The following is a 19,425-nucleotide window of genomic DNA, read 5'->3' as shown; positions in this document are numbered from 1 at the left end:
GGCCGTCACGGCCGGCCCGGACCCCCTGAAGAAAGGCGTCAGCGTGACCACCATGCCCGCAGTCGCTTCCCCCGTGCCGGAGACCGCCTCCCGCCGCAGCCGGCGCCTGCGCCTGTCGCCGCTGGAGCGGTCACGCCGGCGGCTGTTCGTCCCGTTCGTGTACCCGGCGCTGGTCGTCTACGCCGCCGTCATGGTGGCGCCGACGGTGTTCACGCTGTGGATCAGCCTCAACCACTGGGCCGGCGCGGGCCCCATGCAGTGGGCGGGGCTGTCCAACTACACCCGGATGTTCAAGGACCCCGTCTTCCGCACCTCGTTCGTCAACACCTTCTGGATCGTGTTCGGCGTCAGCATCGGCGTGTTCGCGATCGCGTTCCTGCTGACCATGCTCATGCGGTGACGAGCTCCACCCCCCAAGCCAGGCCCACGCCCCGCACGGCGCCAGGGCGTGCCGAGGTCAGGTCATGCGTGGCATCGGGCAGCGCAGGTGAGGCCCATACGAGTCGGCCGGCCGGGTCGGCCAGGACCTGCACGTTCATGCAGTGACGTCGGTGTTTGCCGGAGTAGTACGGCCGTTCGTCAGCCAGTCGGTCGATCGGGATCAGGGTGCCGTCCAGGATGGTGTAGGCCAGCCGGCCGGCGCTTGTGACGGCGGCGTGGACGTCGTCGGCGAGTATGGCGAGCAGGTCGACCGCCTCGTGGACGTAGCGCCAGGCGGTGCCGGTGCCGATGGCGAAGCCTGCGGCCAGACTCGTGTAGGTGTCGCCGTTGCGCAGGTGGGCGAGCACGATCAGGGCTTGCCGGGACGGGTCCAGGCGCCGCCACCAGCAGCGGCTCTCGGCACGCTGGGCGCGGATCAACTCGGCCATGCGGATCAGGGTGTGATTGGACAGCGGAATCGCGGCAGGGCAAGACAGCAACGAGGCTCTCCGGTAGAGGCATCGGATCTTGGTCGACTGCTGTCTTGCCGAGAGCCTCTTCTCATGCCAACCCGTCCCGACGCTGCCCCCGCTGACCTGCGCGATCAGGTTGAAAAAGCCCCAGTATTGCTGCCGACAGGGTTCCTTGATCCCCCGGGAACGTAATGGGAACGATCAACCGTCCACGACCGCTGGCAGCCGTGGATGGCCGGACACAACGAGAGGCCCTTCACCGCGTTTCCGCTGGTGAAGGGCCTCTTTCCGCTGGTGTGGCAGGTGCAAGGTTCGAACTTGCGTAGGCTGAGCCGACGGTTTTACAGTCCCGTCGCAAGTATGTCTTGACCTGGGCCTCTACCCACGCATGCCTCGGGTTGGGAACACATTGGGAACGATCAAGCTCGCGGGACCGCTGGGAAGTCTTTCAATGTGATCCAGTAATGGTTCGTCAGACGACGGATGCACATCAAAGCGCTACTCAGTGCGTGCCACCGAACCTGCCCGGCACCGTCCCATCCAGCTCCGGAAAATCTGAGATCGCATCGCCAGCCAGGCCCTGGTATCAACTCGGGAGGGCTTTGATGACGTCCCGAGATTCCCGACAACGTCATTGGCACATTGAAACGTTCGACGTCAGTCGTCGTCGAGCGTCAGCCCGAACCGGCGCACATGCTTCGCCTCCTCCACCCGCCCCACCCGCTCTAAAGCATCGGCCAGCCGGTTTGCGGCGTTCCCGTCACCCGCCTCAACACGAATGCGCAGCTCATCCACCCGCCCCTGTTTGGTCAGCAGATCGGCCAACTGCTCGGCTGCGGCCGATCGCCAACATCGGCGGGGACACGCAGGACAGTGATGGCCTCGTCTGCCCGCCCCAGGTTGGCGAGCAGCTCAGCCAGTCGCCGAGCCGCAGCCCTATCACCAGCATCCGCAGGCGCGCGCAGTAGATCGATCGCCTCGTCCTTTCGTCCCCGCCTCGCAAGCAACTCAGCCAACTGCCGCGCCGCGGACCAATCACCGGCATCAGCAGGCGCCCGCAGAACATCGATCGCCTCGTCTTCCCGCAACTGTCTGATCAGTAGACCGGCCAGTCGCCGCGTTGCGCGCCTATCACCAGCATCCGCGGGCGCCCGCAGTAGATCGATCGCCTCGTCTTTTCGTCCCCGCTTCGCGAGCAACCCAGCCAATCGCCGGACCGCGCGGCTATCACCAGCATGCGCAGGAGCCCCCACAACACCGATCGCCTCGTCCTTTCCTCCCCGGTTGGAAAGCGGGTTGTTCAGGTGCTCGGCTGCAGCCCAGTTACCTACATCAGCCGGAGTCCACGGCTCGTCCACCCGCCCCTGTCTGGAAGGCAAGTCACGGGATTGCTTGGCCGCAGCCTGGTCCCCGGCATCAGCGGGGATGCGCGGCTTGTCCACTCGCCCCTGCTTGGCCAATAGGTCGGTCAGCCGCTCAGACGCGTATGAGTGGCCAGTGTCGGCGCGGGCACGCAGAACGGCGACTGCCTGCTCCATCCACCCTTGCCCGACCAGTAGGTCGACGAGTCGATGGGCCGTGTACGCAGTCGCCGATATTGGTTGCTTGCAATAGCAGGTCTCGGGCGTAGTCGTAGAGCAGCCGGTTAAAGGCCGCCTGCGCGGCGCGCTCCCTGTCGTTATGGTCGGAAAGGTGACTGACAAGAGCACGCCAGGTGGCGGCGGGCACTTTGGCGGTGCGGTGCCGCGTTCCGAGGTGCTGTTGCAGATAGTCGGCAAGTTCGTAGCCTGCTGGACGGCCCATCGTTCCTGGCGGGGCCACGGGAGTCAGCACAGCCGCCGCACCGTGAAGCTCCTGCGTGAGGTAGGCCAGCGAGGCCTCAAACCAGTTGCCCGGAGCGGTGCCTCTCTGGCGAGCATCACAGTAGCCAAGGGCCGCCTCGCGGAGCAGGTCCGCGCTCAGCGGCGAGCGTACTCCCAGTCGGACAGCATCGACGGCCGCCATCAGTATTGCGGCCGCATACGCGTCGGCGCCACGCCAACGGTCGATCAGCTGCGGGGCAGCGGCGATGACCTGGAAGAGGCCATAGTCGCTGCACTCCAGCGCCAGCTTGATCCGTGCATCACCCTGCGCAGCGGTGCGGGCGCGTTCCTCTTCGTCCTGGCTCAGATCAGCGTCGAGATGGACCACCTCGGCCAGACCGAGCAGTTCCCGCGCTTCGGCATGGGAGTCTGGGCGGCCGGACTCGGGCAGCTGGGTATAGGCGGCATACCGGTCCGACCACAGGGTGGCAATCACCACTGCACGGCGGTCCACAGGGTTTCCTGCAGCGGGGTCAGGGTGGGAAGGGTCACTCCCATGATGTCCTCCAGGCTCAGGTGGTGGGCATGTCGCGTCGGGTGAATCCGGCCAGGCCGGCCGCGACGAGGGCCGCCGCGACGACGGTCATGACGATCAGTGGCGTGGCCGTCATGACCCCGCCGGGGAGTTTCGGTACGTGCTCGAAGACCGACAGGTTGATGACCCACTGGTCGAGCTGCAACTCCTGGCCGACCCAGCCGAGCAACATGCTCACCATGGCCACCGCGAACGTGCCGGCGACCAGCCGGGGCAGCAGCCCGAACAGGGCGAACGCGACGCCGGTGAACACCCACACCACAGGGAGCTGCACGAGAGCGGCGGCCAGGAGGCGGGACAGCTCACGGGCGACGTCGCCGGTGTTGAGGCCGTGCGCCAGACCGGCGGCCGTCCCGAAAGCGATCAACCCGAGCGCCGGGCCGAGCAGTATGAACGCGAAGTGGCTGCCCGCCCAGCGCAGCCGGCGCACCGGGGTGGCAAGCAGGGGCTCGGCCCGCCCGTCGCGCTCCTCGTTCCTGAGCAGCAGCGCGGCCTGGATGGCGAAGCCGGCGCTGACCAGGCCGAGCATGGTCATCATGGGGGCGAGGAACTGGTCGACGAGCGTGCCGGGACCGCCGAGCCGGGCCAGCGCCTCTCGGGCCGCGGCGCCGCTGTTGTCCATCAGCGTCCCAAGGCTCGCCGACATCGCGCCGACCACGAGCCCGACCAGGGCGAGTCCGGCGAGCCGGCTGATCAGCGGCCCGCGGTGCAGCCGCCAGGCCAGTGCCAGCGGGCTGCGCAGGCGGGGTCCGGCGGCGGCCGGGCCCAGGCGGGCCTGGAACATGCCGGCGCCGAGGTCGCGCCGCTCCGACAGCGCCACGGCCAGCACGATCAGCGCCAGCACGGCGCCGGCCGCGAGCGCGAGCACCCACCAGCGTTCGCCGCTGTAGGGCCGCAGTGCCTCCGCCCAGCCGAGCGGCGTCAGCCAGGTCACCCAGGCGGGTCCGTCACCGGACTGCGCGGCGACGTCGCCGACGCCGCGCAGCAGGATCGCGGCGCCGAGCGTGCTGATCCCGATGGCGCGCGCGCCGCCCGCGCCCGTCGTGAGCTGCGCCGTCACCGCGCCGATCGCGCCGAACACGCAGCCGGCCACCGTGAACCCGAGCCCCAGCGCCAGGGAACCGGCGGCGGGCAGGCCCTGGCCGATCAGCGCCAGCGCCGAGGCCACGCCCAGGACGAGGGCGGCCCCGCAGGTGACGATCAGGGTGGCGGCCAGGTCGGCGTGGCGGGACACCGCTGTGGCCCCGACCAGTTCGCGCCGTCCGGCCGCCTCTTCCGTACGCGTGTGCCGGATGACCGTGAGCAGCGCGAACAGCGCGACCATGAACGTGACGAATCCCGACCGCCAGGCGACGAGCTCGCCGAGGCTGGATCCGTTCAGCACGCCGTAGGCGATGGTGAAGGCCCTGGTGTGGACGCTGGTCTCGTAGTAGTGCTGGCGGGCCTCGGCCGTGGGGTACGCGCCGGTGAAGGCGCCGACGAACACCACAGGGATCATGCAGATGAAGGCCACCCACAGCGGCAGCAGCACACGATCGCGCCGCAGCACCAGGCGGATCAGCTTTCCCGTGCCGGCGAACGCGTTCATCGTCCTGCCTCCGCGTGCCGGCCCTTGAGGTTCGCGGTCGCGCGGTCGTAGTGCCGCAGGAACAGTTCCTCCAGCGTCGGAGGCCGGCTGACCAGGCTGCGCACGCCGGCCTGGGTGAGGTGGCGAAGTGCGAGGTCCAGCGCGGCGGCGTCGACGCTGAAGCGTACCCGGCCGCCGTCGGCGCGCAGGCCGTGCACGCCCGGCAGGCCGGCCAGCCCGTCCGGTGGGCCGGCCAGCTCGGCGTCGATGGAGGTGCGGGTGAGGTGCCGCAGCTCGGCCATGGTGCCGGTCTCGACGGTACGGCCGTCGCGGATGATCGTGATCCGGTCGCAGAGTGCCTCGACCTCGGAGAGGATGTGGCTGGACAGCAGCACCGTACGGTCACCCGCGCGCCGCACCTCCTGGATCGTCTGCCGGAAGACCTCCTCCATCAGCGGGTCCAGGCCGGAGGTGGGTTCGTCGAGGATGAGCAGCTCGGCGTCGGAGGCCAGCGCGGCGACCAGGGCCACCTTTTGCCGGTTGCCTTTGGAGTAGGTGCGGCCTTTCTTGCGCGGGTCGAGGTCGAAGCGTTCGATCAGCTCGTCCCGGCGCCGCCGGTCGAGGCTGCCGCGCAGCCTGCCGAGCAGGTCGATGGCCTCACCGCCGGACAGGTTGGGCCACAGGGTGACGTCGCCGGGCACGTACGCCAGGCGGCGGTGCAGCTCAGCGGTCTGTGTCCAGGGGTCGCCGCCGAGCAGCCGGGCGGTGCCCGCGTCGGGGCGCATCAGGCCCAGCAGGATCCGGATCGTGGTGCTCTTGCCCGCGCCGTTGGGCCCGAGGAAGCCGTGCACCTCGCCAGTCCGTACGACGAGGTCGAGGCCGTTCAGTGCCCGTGCCGGGCCGAACGACTTGACCAATCCGGCTATGGAGATGGCATCGGTCTCAGTCATCATGGGTGTCCTTGTGCGGTGATGGGAGAGGGCTAGAGATCGTCTCCCTGCTGGGTCTCCCAGGCGGTCTGGGCGGCTTTGAGCATGGTGTCGTCGGCGTACAAGCCGTGGGTGTAGATCTCGAGCATGGGCAGCCCGATGCGCTGCAGCACGTCGGGGCCCATCCGCTCGAAGCCGAGCGCGCGGGTCAGGGGCGGCGCCATGGTCAGTGTGGCCAGGCTCACCAGCACGGTGAGCACGGCCAGCGCCCGCACGTCGGAGGACTGGCGCATCGAGCCACCGGCGATCCCGTCCCGGAAGAGCTGCTCGGTCTCCTCCACCAGCGTGTTGACGAACGTGGTGGCCGCCGAGGAGTCCTCCTCGATCGCGCGCACCATGTACTGCACATGGAGGCGGTACTCCTCCGAGTCCGACAGATATTCCTGGGACAGATCCCGCACGCCGACCAGGTCGGCCGCGGTCCGGGCCCTCCGCACCAGGATCTGCAGGACGTGCTCGTCGCAGGCGCTCCGCAGGTTGTCCTTGCTGCCGAAGTGCCGGATGACCAGGGCGGCGCTCACCCCTGCGGTGGCCGCGATGGCGCGCAGGTTCGTCTTCTGGAAGCCGTCGCGGGCGAAGTGCGCGATGGCAGCGTTACGGATCTTGGCCTGGGCGGTCAGGTCCGCCGAAGGTGCTGAACACACGTTTACTATAGTAAACATGTGTTCATCAGGGTGGCAAGCGGGGTCGGGTGTGTCCAGTTAACTGCGACAGAACCCAGTTAACGGTGTATCTCGTTCTTGATTAGTCATCGAGTAGTCGGGGTCAGGCGGCCTTCGAAGGTGATGGCGAAGGCGTTGAGGGCGGCTTTCCAGCGTTTGCGGCCCTTGCCGTTCCGCGCACCCGCTCGCGGCCCGCCGCAGAGTCCGCCTCGCGCAATTGGCGGACTCACCCTTCGTACTCCTGCCCCGCACCGTCTACCCGGAGCTTCACGATCAGATCGCCAACCTGTGCACCGCGGCAGGCTTCATGCCCCGCGTGGCCTCGCACGCGGTGGAGTGGCAGACCGTCTGCGCCCTGGTGGAAACCGGCTCGTCATCAACATCCACCAGGCCCGCCGCTTCCTCGCCGCCGTGGAACAGCACAGCGAACGCGGCAAGCGCATGAAGGCGTTCTTCGGCTGCATGTACTTCGCCGCCCTCCGCCCCGAAGAGGTGGTGGACCTGCGTACGGGCCACCTCATCAGCCTGCCCGAGAACGACTGGGGCGAGATGCGGCTCACCAACGCCGAACCCCGCGCCGGCAGCCGCTGGACCAACAGCGGCAACGTCCGCGAACGCCGCGAACTCAAACACCGGGCAGCCGGCGAGACCCGGCATGTCCCGATCCACCCAGAGCTGGGGACGATGCTCCGTGAGCACCTCGACCAGTTCGGCACCGGCCCCGAAGGCCGCATCTTCATCGGCCCCCGCGGCGGCCTCATGACCGACCGCGCCTATCTCAAGGTCTTCCACGAAGCCAGAGCGAAAGCCTTCACCGAAGCAGAAGCCACCTCACCTCTCCTGGACGTCCCCTACGCCCTGCGCCACGCCGCCGTCTCCACCTGGCTCAACGCCGGCGTCCCCGCACCCCAGGTGGCGGAATGGGCCGGCCACAGCGTCAACGTCCTGCTCCGCGTCTACGCCAAATGCATCCACGGCCAACAACACGACGCCATGCGCCGCATCTGGGAAGCCACCAAGCCGGGAACGACAACAAGCTAGGTTGGCCCTGCCATAGCCTGACCAAGAACCGCGCAGGGCCACCAACGACAACCGGAATGACAAGACGAGGCCCTTGCCCGAAATGTCCGAGTCTTCAAAACTGCTCCAAATCACCGCCTGCCGCCTACATCACCGCAGGTGAAGAAGAGTGCTCCCCGCGCCCGCGGGGATGGTCCCGGCGCGTGGATGTCGCTGGACGTGGCGGTTGAGTGCTCCCCGCGCCCGCGGGGATGGTCCCGAGCGACACGACCGACGTCGTCGCGACCCTCGGTGCTCCCCGCGCACGTGGGGATGGTCCCGTCGTACCCGGGGTCGCCCGGCCCCGGGCCCGGTGCTCCCCGCGCACGCGGGGATGGTCCCCGCATGGGTGCGGCTAGGGGTGGTCTTCTCTCGTGCTCCCCGCGCACGCGGGGATGGTCCCGCCGTCGCCGCCGCGCACGCCCCGCAGGACATGTGCTCCCCGCGCATGCGGAGATGGTCCCCCGTCGTAGCAATGGATCTTTAGACCGAATGGGTGCCGGTACCCGAGAAGAAGGGCGGGGCCGGCGGGAAACTTGGCCGCGTATTTGCCGCGGAGGGCCGTGGGTCCTCGGTGATGACCATGGACGGCCGGACACAACGAGAGAGGCCCTTCACCGCGTTTCCGCTGGTGAAGGGCCTCTCTCTGCTGGTGTGGCAGGTGCAAGGTTCGAACTTGCGTAGGCTGAGCCGACGGTTTTACAGTCCCGTCGCAACGAGGCTCTGACGTGCAGGAACACGGAAGGCGCAGGGAATTTGGCCGCGTATTGGCCGTGGCACCCCAGCGAGCACCTCACTCCGTTTACAAGGCAGGTCGCTGACGTGCCTGGAGAAACAGCCCCGCAAGCGAAGGAAGCCGTCCCGCATCTGCGGAGAGCGAGACTTCGGCGACGCCATCCAGGCCGTCCTGCGGACCATCCCCGCGTGCGCAGAGAGCACGTGGTGACCTGCCAGCGGTGCCGCGCGTACCGGGGAGCATCCCCGCGCGCGGGGAGCACTTCGCGTGGCGGGCTTCGTAGCGGTCGGTGCGGGAACCATCCCCGCGTGCGCAGGGAGCACGATGCTCAAACCGATACGGCGTTTGACTTGCGGGGACCATCCCCACGTGCGCGGGGAACACAGGTCTGGGCAGTGACCCTGCCCGTCGTCATCGGGACCATCCCCGTGTGGGGGGCACCGAGCGCCGAACCGCTGGTACGCGAGCGTGAGGGGACCGTACCCACGTGCGCGGGGAGCACTGCAGGAGCTGGTACGGCGAGACTGGGGCGAAACCATCCCGCGTGTGCGGGGAGCACCCGTTCCTGACGTACGAGCTGGGCATCATCCCGGGACCATCCCCGCGTGCGCGGGGAGCACTTCGAGCAGAAGGTCGGTGGCGAACGCCAGGCGGGACCATCCCCGCGTGCGCGGGGAGCACTCCGCCACCGACTTCCGCATGAACGTCGACGTGGGACCATCCCCGCGTGCGCGGGGAGCACCGGCTCATCGAGGCCCGGCAGGAGAACACGCGGGGACCATCCCCACGTGCGCGGGGAGCACGGCCGCATCTGGTGGGCGCTCGTCCCCAGCGTGGGACCATCCCCACGTGCGCGGGGAGCACATGCCCGGGTCTTCGGGCTCGGGGTCGTACCAGCGACCATCCCCACGTGCGCGGGGAGCACCGTGCTGGGTGGGCCGGACGGGTCCTGGCGGCGGGACCATCCCCGCGTGCGCGGGGAGCACTGCGGTTCAGCAAGCAAGGGGGGTTCGGGTCGGGGACCATCCCCGCGTGCGCGGGGAGCACCGGGCCATCTGGACGGCGAAGAGCTGGCCGTTGGGACCATCCCCGCGTGCGCGGGGAGCACGAGGTGCAGGTGGCTGCGATCTTCAAGAGTCAGGGACCATCCCCGCGTGCGCGGGGAGCACACTCGACGACCTGCGGCGATAGCTGGCGGGAGGGCCGAAATTGAGCACTTTCAGAGAGTCGGACAATTGGGACGCTCGGGCATCCGGTCGTGGCGAACGGGAAGAGACGAGAAGGGCCTCAGGCAGCGGCGGTTCAGCGCTGGCCATACCGGCGGCGTTTCGCCGCCTTGCTCCAGTTGCTCGGCGCCGTGTTGGTCGACGGCGCAGGCTGCGCCTTGGGGCGGCGCAGCAAGATGAGGCCCTCGTGGTCGATCGGATGCCACTTGTGATCATGGGTTTCGAAGGTGAAGCCCTGCTCGTTGTCCGTCGTGTACGCCAGCAGAGCCCGCCCGGTGTCGGCGTACTGCTGAACCTCCAGCCACAGCGCCTCCCGGATACGGGCTGACGGCCCGCCGATGAAGACGCCCGGCGAGATCTCCATCAGCCAGCGGGTCAGGAATCCGCGGAGCCCCGCCGGGCAGCGGGTCAGCACGATGACGGTCACCAGGGGACCTCGTCGATGTCGCCGTCCGCGTAGTTGCGGCCGGACTCCAGCTCGATGCCGTGATCGCTCTGCAGCGTCACCCGATCGACGTCCTCATCCGGGAGATCACGAACCGTCTCACCCGACAGCAACAACCGCTTGATGTCGTCCACGCACCGCCTGAGCAACCGAGCCTTGTTGACGTGGTCACGGATCGCCCTGCGCGTCCGCGACCCGACGTCGTCAGGGCTCTCCGCCGCCACGTCGAACGCGATGGGGATCGCGATCTCCGTCTTGTACAGGTCCGCGATGTCGAGCACGAAGGCCAGCTCGTGCCCCGAGTGGATGAAACCCAGCCCCGGGGCGCAACCGAGCGCGGCCACCGTGGTCTGGGCGATGCCGTACATGCATTGAGCGGCTGCCGTGACGGCCTGGTTCACCGGGTCGCCCGCGCTGAAGTCGCCCGGGATGTAGATCCGGCCGTTCCAGGGGACGTCCACCCGCTGCGCTTGTCTTCGGTAGCACTCCTTGACCCTGCGCCCCTCGCGGCCGAGGAGTTCGTGCCGTGTCAGGCCGTCCGGGTTCTCGTCGGGGAACCGCATCCTGTACATCTCGCGGGCCACCTCAAGCCGGCTGCGCCGGTTGGCCCATCGGGTGGCCTGGGCCTCGACGAGCGAGGAGGAACGGTTGAGCGACCTTCCTCCCGAGTAGAAGCGCACCCCCTGCTCCCCCACCCACACCACGCCGGCCCCGCTGTCACCCAGCAGGCTCATCGCCTGATGGGTGACCCGGGTGCCAGGGCCGAGGAGCAGGGTGCCGATGGTGGCGGCGGGGATGTGGGTGACGCCTTCGGCGTCCTCGGCGGTGATGGCGTTGTCCTCGCGGTGGAGAACGCATCTCTCCAGGTAGATGAACGAGATGCGGTCTCCCATGCGCGTGAGTTCGCGCGGCGAGGACATGCCCCGCTGGCCGACGGTGGCCACGGCTCAGACCTCGGCGAGCGTCATGAGGCCGCATCCGTAGGACTTGGCACGGCCGACCCCGCGGGTGAGGGTGTGCCGGAGCGCGTCCGGGTCGGTCACTTCGAGCCTTCCGTCGAAGGTGACGGCGAGCAGCGTGACAGGGTTCTTCTGGCCGCGTTTGGTGAAGGACAGTTGGCGCCGATCGTGGACGACGACCTCGTGTTCGTCGTGGCCGGGCACGAGCTGGCGTTCAGCCGGTCTCTCGACGACCTTGAACCCGCAGCGCTCCTGGCGCTGCAGCAGCCACTCCAGCTGATGGCGCTGGGTGACGTGGGCGGTGACCTTGGTCGGTTCGCCGTCCTTGCGCCGGATGCTGTGCACCGGGTTGGCCGTGAGCCGGAACGCCAGCCGGTCGCCGGCCGACAGGCGCGACAGGAACGGCTCGTAGTCGTAGGTGTCCCATCGCCCCGTCTCGGGCCACCCGCCCTGCTCGACCAGGTGCGTGAGGTCGGGCTTGTCAGGGCTGACGATGTACAGGTAGGTCTCCGCCCTGCTGTTGCGGTCGATCCGCCAGAGCACCCGAGGCCCGCCATCGGCCGCGACCGGGATCTCCGCGAACGAGGACATGACCGCGGCGTGGAGGTTCTGCGGCGAGGACAGCAACCGGCGTGCTCCCAGCCGCGCCGTGTTGAGGCGGAACCGGGTGAGGTACATCAGGCGCCTCCCAGGAGGGACGTCGGGTCGTGATCGCGAGGCGCGTACGGGTTGGGGACGCTCACCCGGCTCCGCCGCACGCCCCGCAGCGCGTAACGCCGGTGCAGGGGGTCGAAGCTGAGGGGCTGGTCGCGGAGGCTGTCGACCTGCCCGTCCCTCGCGTCGGCCTCGACGAGCAGTTCCAGCTCGATGGTGCGTCCGGCGTTGCGGTGACGCCGCTGGTACCAGCGCGCCGCCCGCCACGGTTCGCGTTCCAGCGCCTGCTGCAGCGACCGCTCGTGATCGACGTGAAGCTCCACGGGACGGGTCGGCGGGCACGAGCGGCGCCCCAGGTACGGCAGGTACACCGGAGCGCGCAGAGCGGCGTGCAGATCCTCGATCAGCGCCCGGTCGCCCTCCACCCCGGCGACGAAGACCGCGTCGGCCAGGTAGAACCGGTGCGAGACAGGCATCGCCTCACCGCTGGCGAAGTGGTGGGCGGTCTGGAAGTCGCGCAGGACGGTACCGCCCTGGTCGATGCGGACGCCGAAGCGCAACGTGGCCAGGTCGGACAGGTCAGCGGTGCGCTGCCTGCCCTGAGCCGCCGCGAGCAGACCGACGACTCCGCTCTTCGTGGGCGCGACCTCGGTCGTACGCCGGGCGAAGCGAGAGGAGGACCCCCAGGACTGCAGGGGCCCGGCAAGCTGCATCAGCAGAACGCTCATGCCCCGTCCTGCCGGCGGGCGACCTCGTCGCCGATGGCCGTGATCAGCTCCCGCAGCGTCACCTCGGTACCGAGCCCGGACAGCGCCCCGGTGTTCTTGCCCACGCGCAGCACCCACGTGGGCCCCTCGCCGGCCACCCCGTAGACGCGCTCCAACTCCGGGATGTAGGACGCCAGCGCCTCCGAGGCGTGCCGTACGTACCCGCCGGTCTCCGGCTCGGTACGGCAGGGCTCCTCGAACGCCGCGACGCAGTTGATCGGGCGGGACGACCGCACCTTGACCACCACGGCGTCCGGCAGCGTGTGGTTGCCGAACGTGTTGATCTTCCCGGTCGGCAGCGACGTCAGGAAGCCTTCGACGAACGCCTCAACCGACCTGCGCACCGGCTCCGTGACCGGCTGATCGTCACGCAGCCCCTTCCCGAGGTTCTTGCGGAGCAGGTCGACGTCGACGGCCGCGAACCGGTAGAGGGTGGCCGAGTTGAACTCGACCGTCCCGATCATGCCTGCTCCGAGGTCGTCGGTCTCCCGGTTCTTGTAGTCGTCGACGGCGGTGTAGTAGTCGGACTCGTTCTCGGCCTGGTGGACGCTGATCGCGTGGGCCACCTGCGCCGCGGCGTCGACGTTGATGTCCGCCCCGTCGGCCACCATGCGCCCGAACAGCGCGATGTCGACCGAGTGCCGGCTGTTGGCGATTTGGCGCGCCTGCTCCTTGACGGCCTTGTCCTTGAAGTAGTCCTTGGGAGCGCCGTGCGCCTTGACGGCCAGCTCGGCGAGACCGTCGAGCTGGTGGGCGCTGAGGAACATCAGGTACTTCGACTCCGGCGCCGGCTCTTCCTCCGCCGCCGCCTTCCGCTTGGGCCGTTCGATCTTCGAGCCGGTCGCGAGCTGAATGGTCTCGGCCGCCAGCGTCCATGCCTCCGCCTGCTCGATCCCGCCGTCCAGGCGCATGATCCGCTCGCTCAGCAGCTCCGCCACCCTCCGCGTGCGGACGCCCAGCTCCGCCGGGTCGAGCAGCCCCTCGAACGCTCGCCTGGTCGCCCGCTTCCACGCCTGGCTGGAGACCCGGGCACGGCGCACGCCACCGTAGACAGCGCTCTTCGGCGTTCCGGTGTCGTCACGGTTCAGGCAGCTCGGCGGGACGGTCTGCAGGACGTGGAGTTCGAGTACGGTACGGGTCACTGGGACTCCTTCTCGGCCGCTGGCTGACTGTCGGTACGGGCGTCGGCCCCTGCGTTGGCGGGCCGGTAGGCGTGGAAGCTGCGCCCCCAGCTCTGGCGTACCTGGCGCATTCCTTCAGGGTGCTGCGCCAGATAGAGCTGTCGGGCGAGCAACGCGTAGTCGAGCGGGATCGACTCGCCGCGAAGCAGGGTGATGATCTCCCTCAACCGGGTGGCGAGGGCCTGCCGGGTGCCTGCGGCCCCGACGCGGACGAAGCGCCGGCGGATCGGCTCGTCGATCTCCCCGGGCGGCATCAGGCGGCGCACCGCTGCTCCGAGTTCGACGCCGTGCTGATGCATCCGCTGGTCGGGGTGGGACTGCTGGTGCAGCGCGTACAGGGTGACCGCCAGGAACAGCGCCGCCTCCGCCTTGACCGCCTCGTTGTAGGTGAGTTCCCTCTCCGCGTACAGCCGTTCGGTACCCGCCATCCCCCACAGCTCCGGGACGTCCTGCGGCAACTTGCCCGCGCCACGCCGGAGCTGGGCGAGCACGGCCACCGCGGCGCTCTTGTCGGCGAGGTATCCCTGCTGCAGCTCGCTGATGTACTGGCCGGCGATGTCGCGGACGAGGTCGCCCGCCGGTCGGCGGACGGCGACGGGGGATGTGGTCATACCTGTGCCTCCACGTCTCGTGGTTGACCTTCGCCTTGCGCCGGGTCAGGCGGAGAGCCGGCCGGGGCCGCCTCGGGCAGGGCCGCGCGTAGCCGGGCCCGGAAGGTGAGGTCGGCCTGCGATGCGCTCAGCCAGAGTTCCTGGCCGTTCTTCGTCTTGATGACGCGCCCTTCCCAGGCGGCGTGCCCGGCCGCCCGCAGCAGCTCGTCACCGAGACGGCTGACGATGCGATGGGCGCGCCGCTGCCAGGCCGCCCTGCGCTCCAAGGGATCGTGCGTCGGCCGGAGGCCGGCGAGCCAGGTGCGGAACGCTCCATCGAGGGTGGTGTAACCCGAGCTGTGGGCCGCATCCTTGGCCGGCTCGCCGTCGGCGCCGGCGGCGCGGGCGAGGTCTGCGGCGAGGTCTCCCAGGACGGTCACGGCCCGCTCGGCGTCGGACACCGCGTCGATCGCCGTCTGCCCCAGGCGGCTGTCCCGTTCGTGCAGCAGGACGAGCGGCATCGTCACCGCGTCATCGACGACCTCGTCGATGACCGACTGCTGGGTGCCGTACACGGCGCCGAACAGCCGCGCGCGGAACAGGTGGTCCGGCGGCAGATCCCCCTCGACCGTGAGGCGGGCGGCCCAGTCCACGACGCGGGGACGGATGCTGCTCGCGGCCTCGCCCCGCTGCCCCGCCCCCGATGCGCTGCTTGCGATCAGGGCACCGAGCCCTCGCCAGGCGCTCCTGCTCGGGTCGTGCTCCCGAGGCAGGTAGACCAGGGCAAGCCCGTGCTTCTTCTCCTGCGCCTGGCTGCGCCGCCACGTGGTCATCGGCTCACTGCGGTGCCGGTTGCGCGGCTCAAGGACGTCCCCGTACGTGAGGATCACCCCGTTCACGCCTTCGGCGTCGAAGAAGAGCCGGACCCTGCGTGACTGCCAGGTGTAGAGGTCGCGCAAGCCTGCCGGGCGACCGGCCATCTGGAGCGGGTCGGCCGCTCCCGGCTGGGCCGGGGGGCGTCTCCAGGCGGGAAGATCCTGGTCGGGAGCGATGCGGAGGTTGTCGGTGTCGAAGGCGATCAGGTTGAGCAGGAGGGTCTGCCGCAGGTTCTCGCCTTCGATGAGCACGCCGCCCAGCGTTCCCGCCCATGCCACGCCCTGCGGGTAGATCTTGCCGCCTTTGACGCGGGAGTCGCCGACGACGCCCGTCTTGATCCCCGAGGTGTCGTACGCATGGGCGTGCACGACCCAGCGGGCCGCCTCGGCGAAGCCGAGACGGCTGACGCCCCGCGCCCGCATGGTGAAGAACGGCACGCCGTTGGGCACGTCGGCGACGAGGCGGTCCAGAGAACTGACCTCGCCCGTGGCGGTGCGCAGGCTGGCGGCCTGGAAGAAAGGCTGCTCGGGATGCAGCAGATCGAAGCGGTCGCGATGCCGCTCCAGGTAGCTCGTGATGCGATCGACGGGCAGCCCGCCTTCCCACAGGTCCTGCCACTCGTCGAGATCGGCCGGGCCGTCCACCGCGTCGTGCAGGATCGCCAGCAGCAGCCGCACCAACGCGAACTCCTGCGTGGGCACGTCCCCCACCAGCCGCCGGAGCTCGCCGGCCTGACGGAACACCTCCAGCAGTGACAACTCGTCCTGGCTGCCGTCCTGACGCTGCACGGGCAGCCAGGGCTGACGGGTCAGGTCGAACGAGGGCGGGGCAGAGTCACTCGGCACGAACCACCTCCAGGCCGTCTGTCGGGGTGTAGCGCAGGTCGTAGCCTGCCAGGCGGGTCCGACAGTTCTCGTCCAGCACGAGGATCAGCTCTCCGGCCAGCCAGTGACAGTCCTTGGACTGCCACGCCGCCACGTAGTTCTGCTCCAGTTCGTCAATCACCCGGTCGATCACGTCAGGCAGCGAGAAGTGGAAGGGCAGCCGCAGGCCGCAGGCCGCGACGGTCCGCGCCAGCCTCGGCTCAGGCGGCGCGTCAGTGGGGAGCTCACGCCCGCCGCGGCCCTTGCTGAGCCAGAGCAACGTGGCGAGCGTGCCGTCGCTCCTGCGCTGGACGACCAGCACCTCCAGGCATTCGCGGCTGTCCCGGACCTGGGCCCGGCCCTGGCGCGTGTCGTCGGCGTCGCCGACGCCCGCATCGATCCAGCCGATGACCGCCCGGCCCGCCTTGGCGATCGGGTTGATCTGGAAGTCCTGCGCCTTGCTGTCCTGCCGGGCCTGATGCAGGTCGTGTTCTTCCCTGGCTCGTTCCATGGCCTGCTGCCAGTGCGGCGGGCCGACGGGATCGGTGCCGTACGCGGTCTGGACGAGGGGGCTGATGTCCTGCGGCAGACGCACCACGCGCCCGGTGTCGGCCGTCCCCGCCAGGTACGGCTCCAGCACGGCGGCCGACCGCAGCAGCGCGTGACGCCGGTAGATGAGGACGGAACCGCGCACGGGCTCGACACCCTCCGCGGTCCACTCGGCGCCGGTGACGAAGCAGCGGGCGGTACGCAGCCGCGACGGCCGGTCGCACTGGCTTTGTCCACGTTGGTGCCGGTGCAGGCGACCCATGCGCTGCAGCAAGAGGTCGATCGGGCAGAGGTCCGACACCAACAGGTCGAAATCGATGTCGAGGGACTGCTCCGCCACCTGGCTGGCAATGACGATATGCGGGCCGGCAGGGCGCCCTTTGCTCTTTTCCGGATGGCCGAAGCGCCTGAGCAAATCGGCGTCCTTTTCCGTCCTGTCCACATCGACAAAACGTGCGTGCGCGACGGTGACCGCCCTATCGCCGAAGCGACCGCGCAGATATGCCGCCGTCTCCAGAACCCGTCCGACGGTATTGCGCACCACCAGCGCGCAACCTCCGTCGGCTAATTCGCTTTCCAGCAGATCTCCGAGCGCGTCCAGGTCGTCCGCCAGACGGTTCACGTGGACTTCGGTCTCACGGCCAGAGGCCGCCACTGCTTCGACCCCCGCGCCTCGGCCAGGCTCCACGGACGTCAGCAGCGGATAGCCCTTCGCGTCCTCGACCTCGGCCAGATCCCCGGCCGCCGCACCGGCATACGCCTGGGCCAGCTCCCGCCGGCGGCGGGAAGGGAGCGTCGCCGACAGCACGACGACAGGAACGCCGTAGGCGCCCAGCCACGACAGCACTCGGTCCAGGTAGGAGTTCATGTAGGTGTCGTAGGCGTGCGCCTCGTCGATGACGACCACCTTGCCGGCCAACGCCAGGTGACGCAGCGCCAGATGCCGGCTCTTCAACCCCATGAACAGCAACTGGTCGATCGTTCCAACGGCGAACGACGCCAGCATCCCCTTCTTCCGGCCCCGCAGCCATTGGTGAGCGACCAGTCCGGCGGAGCTCACGCTCCGATCACCGTGAGGACGCCACTCGTCTCCCGAACCGTCCACGTCCACGCCGCGGATCTCACGCCGCCCGGCCCTCATCAGGGCCGCGAAATCGTCGTTCAGAGCAGCCTTGGAGTGGGCCAGCAGCACCGACCGCTCGCTCTGCCCCAGCGCGGCATCGGGCACGCGACGAAGCCACTCCAGCATGCGGGGGAACATCGCGTTACTCGTCGCCATGGACGGCAGCGCGACGAAGCAACCCCCTGCTCCCGAACGCGCGGCGAAGACCTCGGCCGCGGCCAGCGCGGCTTCCGTCTTCCCCTCCCCCATCGGCGCTTCGATCACCAGCAGACCGGGGCCGGCCATGTCCCGCGCCACCGCGACGGCCCGTTCCTGAACCGGCCGGATCCGCGCCCCGGCCGGAAGCTGGAAGCGTTCGAAGAACAGCTTCGCCGGCGGCCCTTCCGGCTCGCGCGCCTGCCATGGAGGAGGCAACTGGAGCCCTCTCCAGGCGGCTTCCACCCGCTCCCGCTCGCCTTGGCGCTGAGCCTGAGGGAAATAGGGGAACAGGTCGGGATTGCTCGCCATCCAGTCCGCGACGATGACGAGACCACTCAGAAGCACCTGCACCGGCTGCGGCAGCTTCACCTCACGCCAGGCGGACAGCCGCTCGCCCACCCCGCAGGCTTCGGCGCACACGTCCAGGATCTCCCTTTGCACGTCCCGCCAGAACGAGTCGCAGCCTGGCGTGCGCAGCAACTGCGGATGCACCTGCAGCTCTCGGATGTCCTGGTTGGTCGGCTGCACCCCGTGGTGCCCGCCCGCGATGATCGCGAACTGCGCCGTGGCCGAACGCGCCCAGCCGTGGCGCTCCATCAGCCACTCACTCAAGAGCACCTGCCCAGCCAGGCCGTGCGGCGCGAGCTTGCGATCGAGCATCAGCTTGTACGGCGGCATGTCGAGGCCGGCTGCTCGCATGGTGTCCGCGAGCGACTCGACCTGGCAGGCGAAAGCCGGGGTGGCCTTGCCGATGTCGTGGGTGGCCGCCGACCAGACGGCGAGACGTCGCCCGTCTTCGAGCCCGCCAGGCAGCGGTTCAGCGATCACCCGCCGGACCTGCAGAGGCAACCAGCGATCCCACAGGAGCCCTGCCACTGCCCCGCTGTCAGGTAGATGCCGCCACAACGGCAGCCAGCCGTCGGTCGCAGCGTCATGCTTGGCCCAAACAGTACGGGCGGCAGCCGAAAGATCATCCACCTCCCAGCGCAGGAAGGGCTCCTCGTCGAGCATGGCCCTCATTAAAGGCCATGGCGAACGAAGATATTGGGAACACAGGACTCGCTTCTATAACATCAAGTCTTCTGCCAGTGAATAGGCAACCGAAATTACATTCGTCCGAAATAAGAAGATATGGTCGCTTTCGTCAGCTCAGGGCACTCAGAGCGCGGAGGTCAGATGGAGCTAGGATTCCGGAGCCGATGGAGCCAAAGACCAAGGGTGACCGAAATGTCCAAGTCTCAAGAAGTGCTCAAATTCAGCCCTCGGCCCGCGTAACGCCCCAGGTCACGCAGTGTGCTCCCCGCGCACGCGGGGATGGTCCCTCGCTCCACGTCATCTCCTCGATGACGGCGACGTGCTCCCCGCGCACGCGGGGATGGTCCCCGCAGGTCAGACCGGTTACGGGTTTTCGGGGAGTGCTCCCCGCGCACGCGGGGATGGTCCCACCGGGCCTCTCCAGTGGTCCGCTCCTCTGCGGTGCTCCCCGCGCACGCGGGGATGGTCCCGACGCCGAGACTGACCGGGACTACGTCGTGGGGTGCTCCCCGCGCACGCGGGGATGGTCCCGCGCCCCGTGTGGGGGGTGTGTGGGGGCGAGAGTGCTCCCCGCGCACGCGGGGATGGTCCCTCCTCCAGCCCGACAGGCACTCTGCGCAGGTCGTGCTCCCCGCGCACGCGGGGATGGTCCCCGC

At 69.2% G+C, this 19,425-nt stretch carries 17 protein-coding genes, 1 pseudogene and 2 CRISPR repeat arrays; of the genes and pseudogenes, 3 read left to right on the top strand and 15 right to left on the bottom strand.

The annotated features are described in order from the left end of the window. On the top strand, nt 1–400 hold a 400-nt coding region (locus BMX74_RS41600), incomplete at its 5' end, for a carbohydrate ABC transporter permease (RefSeq protein ID WP_420538164.1). Nucleotides 401–446: 46 nt separating this feature from the next. Here the strand turns inward: BMX74_RS41600 and BMX74_RS41595 are convergent. The 7 genes and pseudogenes from BMX74_RS41595 to BMX74_RS41575 all read right to left on the bottom strand — a co-directional run. After that, nucleotides 447–920, bottom strand: a pseudogene (locus BMX74_RS41595) (transposase family protein); the annotation flags it as partial. A 630-nt stretch (nt 921–1,550) separates the two neighbouring features. Then, nucleotides 1,551–1,718 carry a hypothetical protein gene (locus tag BMX74_RS44715; RefSeq protein ID WP_177227734.1) on the bottom strand — a complete coding sequence of 56 codons (168 nt, stop codon included), beginning with the start codon at nt 1,716–1,718 and terminating at the stop codon, nt 1,551–1,553. Then, nucleotides 1,703–2,335, bottom strand: a complete 633-nt coding sequence (locus tag BMX74_RS43640) for a tetratricopeptide repeat protein (protein WP_143078964.1) — start codon at nt 2,333–2,335, stop codon at nt 1,703–1,705. Before BMX74_RS43640 ends, BMX74_RS44715 begins: the two co-directional genes overlap by 16 nt. 34 nt (nt 2,336–2,369) lie before the next feature. Beyond that, nucleotides 2,370–3,191 (bottom strand): hypothetical protein, encoded by an 822-nt coding sequence (locus BMX74_RS43635; protein WP_143078963.1) that lies wholly within the window; start codon nt 3,189–3,191, stop codon nt 2,370–2,372. A 76-nt stretch (nt 3,192–3,267) separates the two neighbouring features. After that, the gene (locus BMX74_RS41585; RefSeq protein ID WP_091105962.1) at nt 3,268–4,878 is read right to left on the bottom strand and encodes an ABC transporter permease; all 1,611 of its coding nucleotides are present in this window, start codon (nt 4,876–4,878) and stop codon (nt 3,268–3,270) included. After that, nucleotides 4,875–5,807, bottom strand: coding sequence for an ABC transporter ATP-binding protein (locus BMX74_RS41580; protein ID WP_091105967.1), 933 nt, complete (start codon nt 5,805–5,807; stop codon nt 4,875–4,877). The genes BMX74_RS41585 and BMX74_RS41580 overlap by 4 nt, the downstream gene beginning before the upstream one ends. Nucleotides 5,808–5,839: 32 nt before the next feature. Then, complete coding sequence (locus BMX74_RS41575; RefSeq protein ID WP_055504739.1) at nt 5,840–6,490, bottom strand: TetR/AcrR family transcriptional regulator; 651 nt, start codon at nt 6,488–6,490, stop codon at nt 5,840–5,842. Nucleotides 6,491–6,725: 235 nt separating this feature from the next. Between BMX74_RS41575 and BMX74_RS46225 the strand changes: the two genes are divergently transcribed. After that, nucleotides 6,726–6,953, top strand: coding sequence for a type 2 periplasmic-binding domain-containing protein (locus BMX74_RS46225; RefSeq protein ID WP_236714843.1), 228 nt, complete (start codon nt 6,726–6,728; stop codon nt 6,951–6,953). After that, a complete protein-coding gene (locus BMX74_RS41565) occupies nt 6,845–7,549 on the top strand; it encodes a tyrosine-type recombinase/integrase (protein WP_256257613.1) in 705 nt (234 codons plus the stop codon). Before BMX74_RS46225 ends, BMX74_RS41565 begins: the two co-directional genes overlap by 109 nt. Before the next feature lie 148 nt (nt 7,550–7,697). Further along, a CRISPR array of direct repeats spans nt 7,698–8,031; the repeat unit is 29 nt; unit sequence GTGCTCCCCGCGCACGCGGGGATGGTCCC. Nucleotides 8,032–9,605: 1,574 nt separating this feature from the next. Here BMX74_RS41565 and cas2e read toward each other — a convergent pair. From cas2e to BMX74_RS41525, 8 genes are read right to left on the bottom strand one after another with little or no spacing between them, the layout of a single operon-like run. After that, nucleotides 9,606–9,956 carry a type I-E CRISPR-associated endoribonuclease Cas2e gene (gene cas2e, locus BMX74_RS41560; RefSeq protein ID WP_091105959.1) on the bottom strand — a complete coding sequence of 117 codons (351 nt, stop codon included), beginning with the start codon at nt 9,954–9,956 and terminating at the stop codon, nt 9,606–9,608. Next, nucleotides 9,953–10,918, bottom strand: coding sequence for a type I-E CRISPR-associated endonuclease Cas1e (gene cas1e, locus BMX74_RS41555; protein WP_091105958.1), 966 nt, complete (start codon nt 10,916–10,918; stop codon nt 9,953–9,955). Before cas1e ends, cas2e begins: the two co-directional genes overlap by 4 nt. Before the next feature lie 3 nt (nt 10,919–10,921). Then, a complete protein-coding gene (cas6e, locus tag BMX74_RS41550) occupies nt 10,922–11,611 on the bottom strand; it encodes a type I-E CRISPR-associated protein Cas6/Cse3/CasE (protein ID WP_143078962.1) in 690 nt (229 codons plus the stop codon). Further along, nucleotides 11,611–12,315 (bottom strand): type I-E CRISPR-associated protein Cas5/CasD, encoded by a 705-nt coding sequence (cas5e, locus tag BMX74_RS41545; RefSeq protein WP_143078961.1) that lies wholly within the window; start codon nt 12,313–12,315, stop codon nt 11,611–11,613. Before cas5e ends, cas6e begins: the two co-directional genes overlap by 1 nt. Further along, a complete protein-coding gene (gene cas7e / locus BMX74_RS41540) occupies nt 12,312–13,496 on the bottom strand; it encodes a type I-E CRISPR-associated protein Cas7/Cse4/CasC (protein ID WP_091105955.1) in 1,185 nt (394 codons plus the stop codon). The genes cas5e and cas7e overlap by 4 nt, the downstream gene beginning before the upstream one ends. Further along, entirely contained in the window at nt 13,493–14,146 is a 654-nt protein-coding gene (gene casB / locus BMX74_RS41535; RefSeq protein WP_091105953.1) for a type I-E CRISPR-associated protein Cse2/CasB, read from the bottom strand. Before casB ends, cas7e begins: the two co-directional genes overlap by 4 nt. Next, nucleotides 14,143–15,846 (bottom strand): type I-E CRISPR-associated protein Cse1/CasA, encoded by a 1,704-nt coding sequence (casA, locus tag BMX74_RS41530; protein WP_091105952.1) that lies wholly within the window; start codon nt 15,844–15,846, stop codon nt 14,143–14,145. Before casA ends, casB begins: the two co-directional genes overlap by 4 nt. Then, nucleotides 15,836–18,745, bottom strand: coding sequence for a CRISPR-associated helicase/endonuclease Cas3 (locus BMX74_RS41525; protein WP_091105950.1), 2,910 nt, complete (start codon nt 18,743–18,745; stop codon nt 15,836–15,838). Before BMX74_RS41525 ends, casA begins: the two co-directional genes overlap by 11 nt. Before the next feature lie 282 nt (nt 18,746–19,027). Further along, nucleotides 19,028–19,422: a CRISPR direct-repeat array (repeat unit 29 nt; unit sequence GTGCTCCCCGCGCACGCGGGGATGGTCCC). Nucleotides 19,423–19,425 lie beyond the last annotated feature (3 nt).

Origin of the sequence: Nonomuraea pusilla (assembly GCF_900109355.1) — a bacterium.
GTDB classification, from domain to species: Bacteria; Actinomycetota; Actinomycetes; order Streptosporangiales; family Streptosporangiaceae; genus Nonomuraea; species Nonomuraea pusilla.
This window is presented reverse-complemented; position numbering and strand designations above follow the sequence as displayed.

Excerpts from the sequence above, each read along its gene's own strand:
- BMX74_RS41585 (WP_091105962.1), bottom strand. The coding sequence starts at position 4,878 with ATGAACGCGTTCGCCGGCACGGGAAAGCTGATCCGCCTGGTGCTGCGG.
- casB (WP_091105953.1), bottom strand. The coding sequence starts at position 14,146 with ATGACCACATCCCCCGTCGCCGTCCGCCGACCGGCGGGCGACCTCGTC.
- cas5e (WP_143078961.1), bottom strand. The coding sequence starts at position 12,315 with ATGAGCGTTCTGCTGATGCAGCTTGCCGGGCCCCTGCAGTCCTGGGGG.
- BMX74_RS41580 (WP_091105967.1), bottom strand. The coding sequence starts at position 5,807 with ATGACTGAGACCGATGCCATCTCCATAGCCGGATTGGTCAAGTCGTTC.
- cas6e (WP_143078962.1), bottom strand. The coding sequence starts at position 11,611 with ATGTACCTCACCCGGTTCCGCCTCAACACGGCGCGGCTGGGAGCACGC.
- BMX74_RS41525 (WP_091105950.1), bottom strand. The coding sequence starts at position 18,745 with ATGCTCGACGAGGAGCCCTTCCTGCGCTGGGAGGTGGATGATCTTTCG.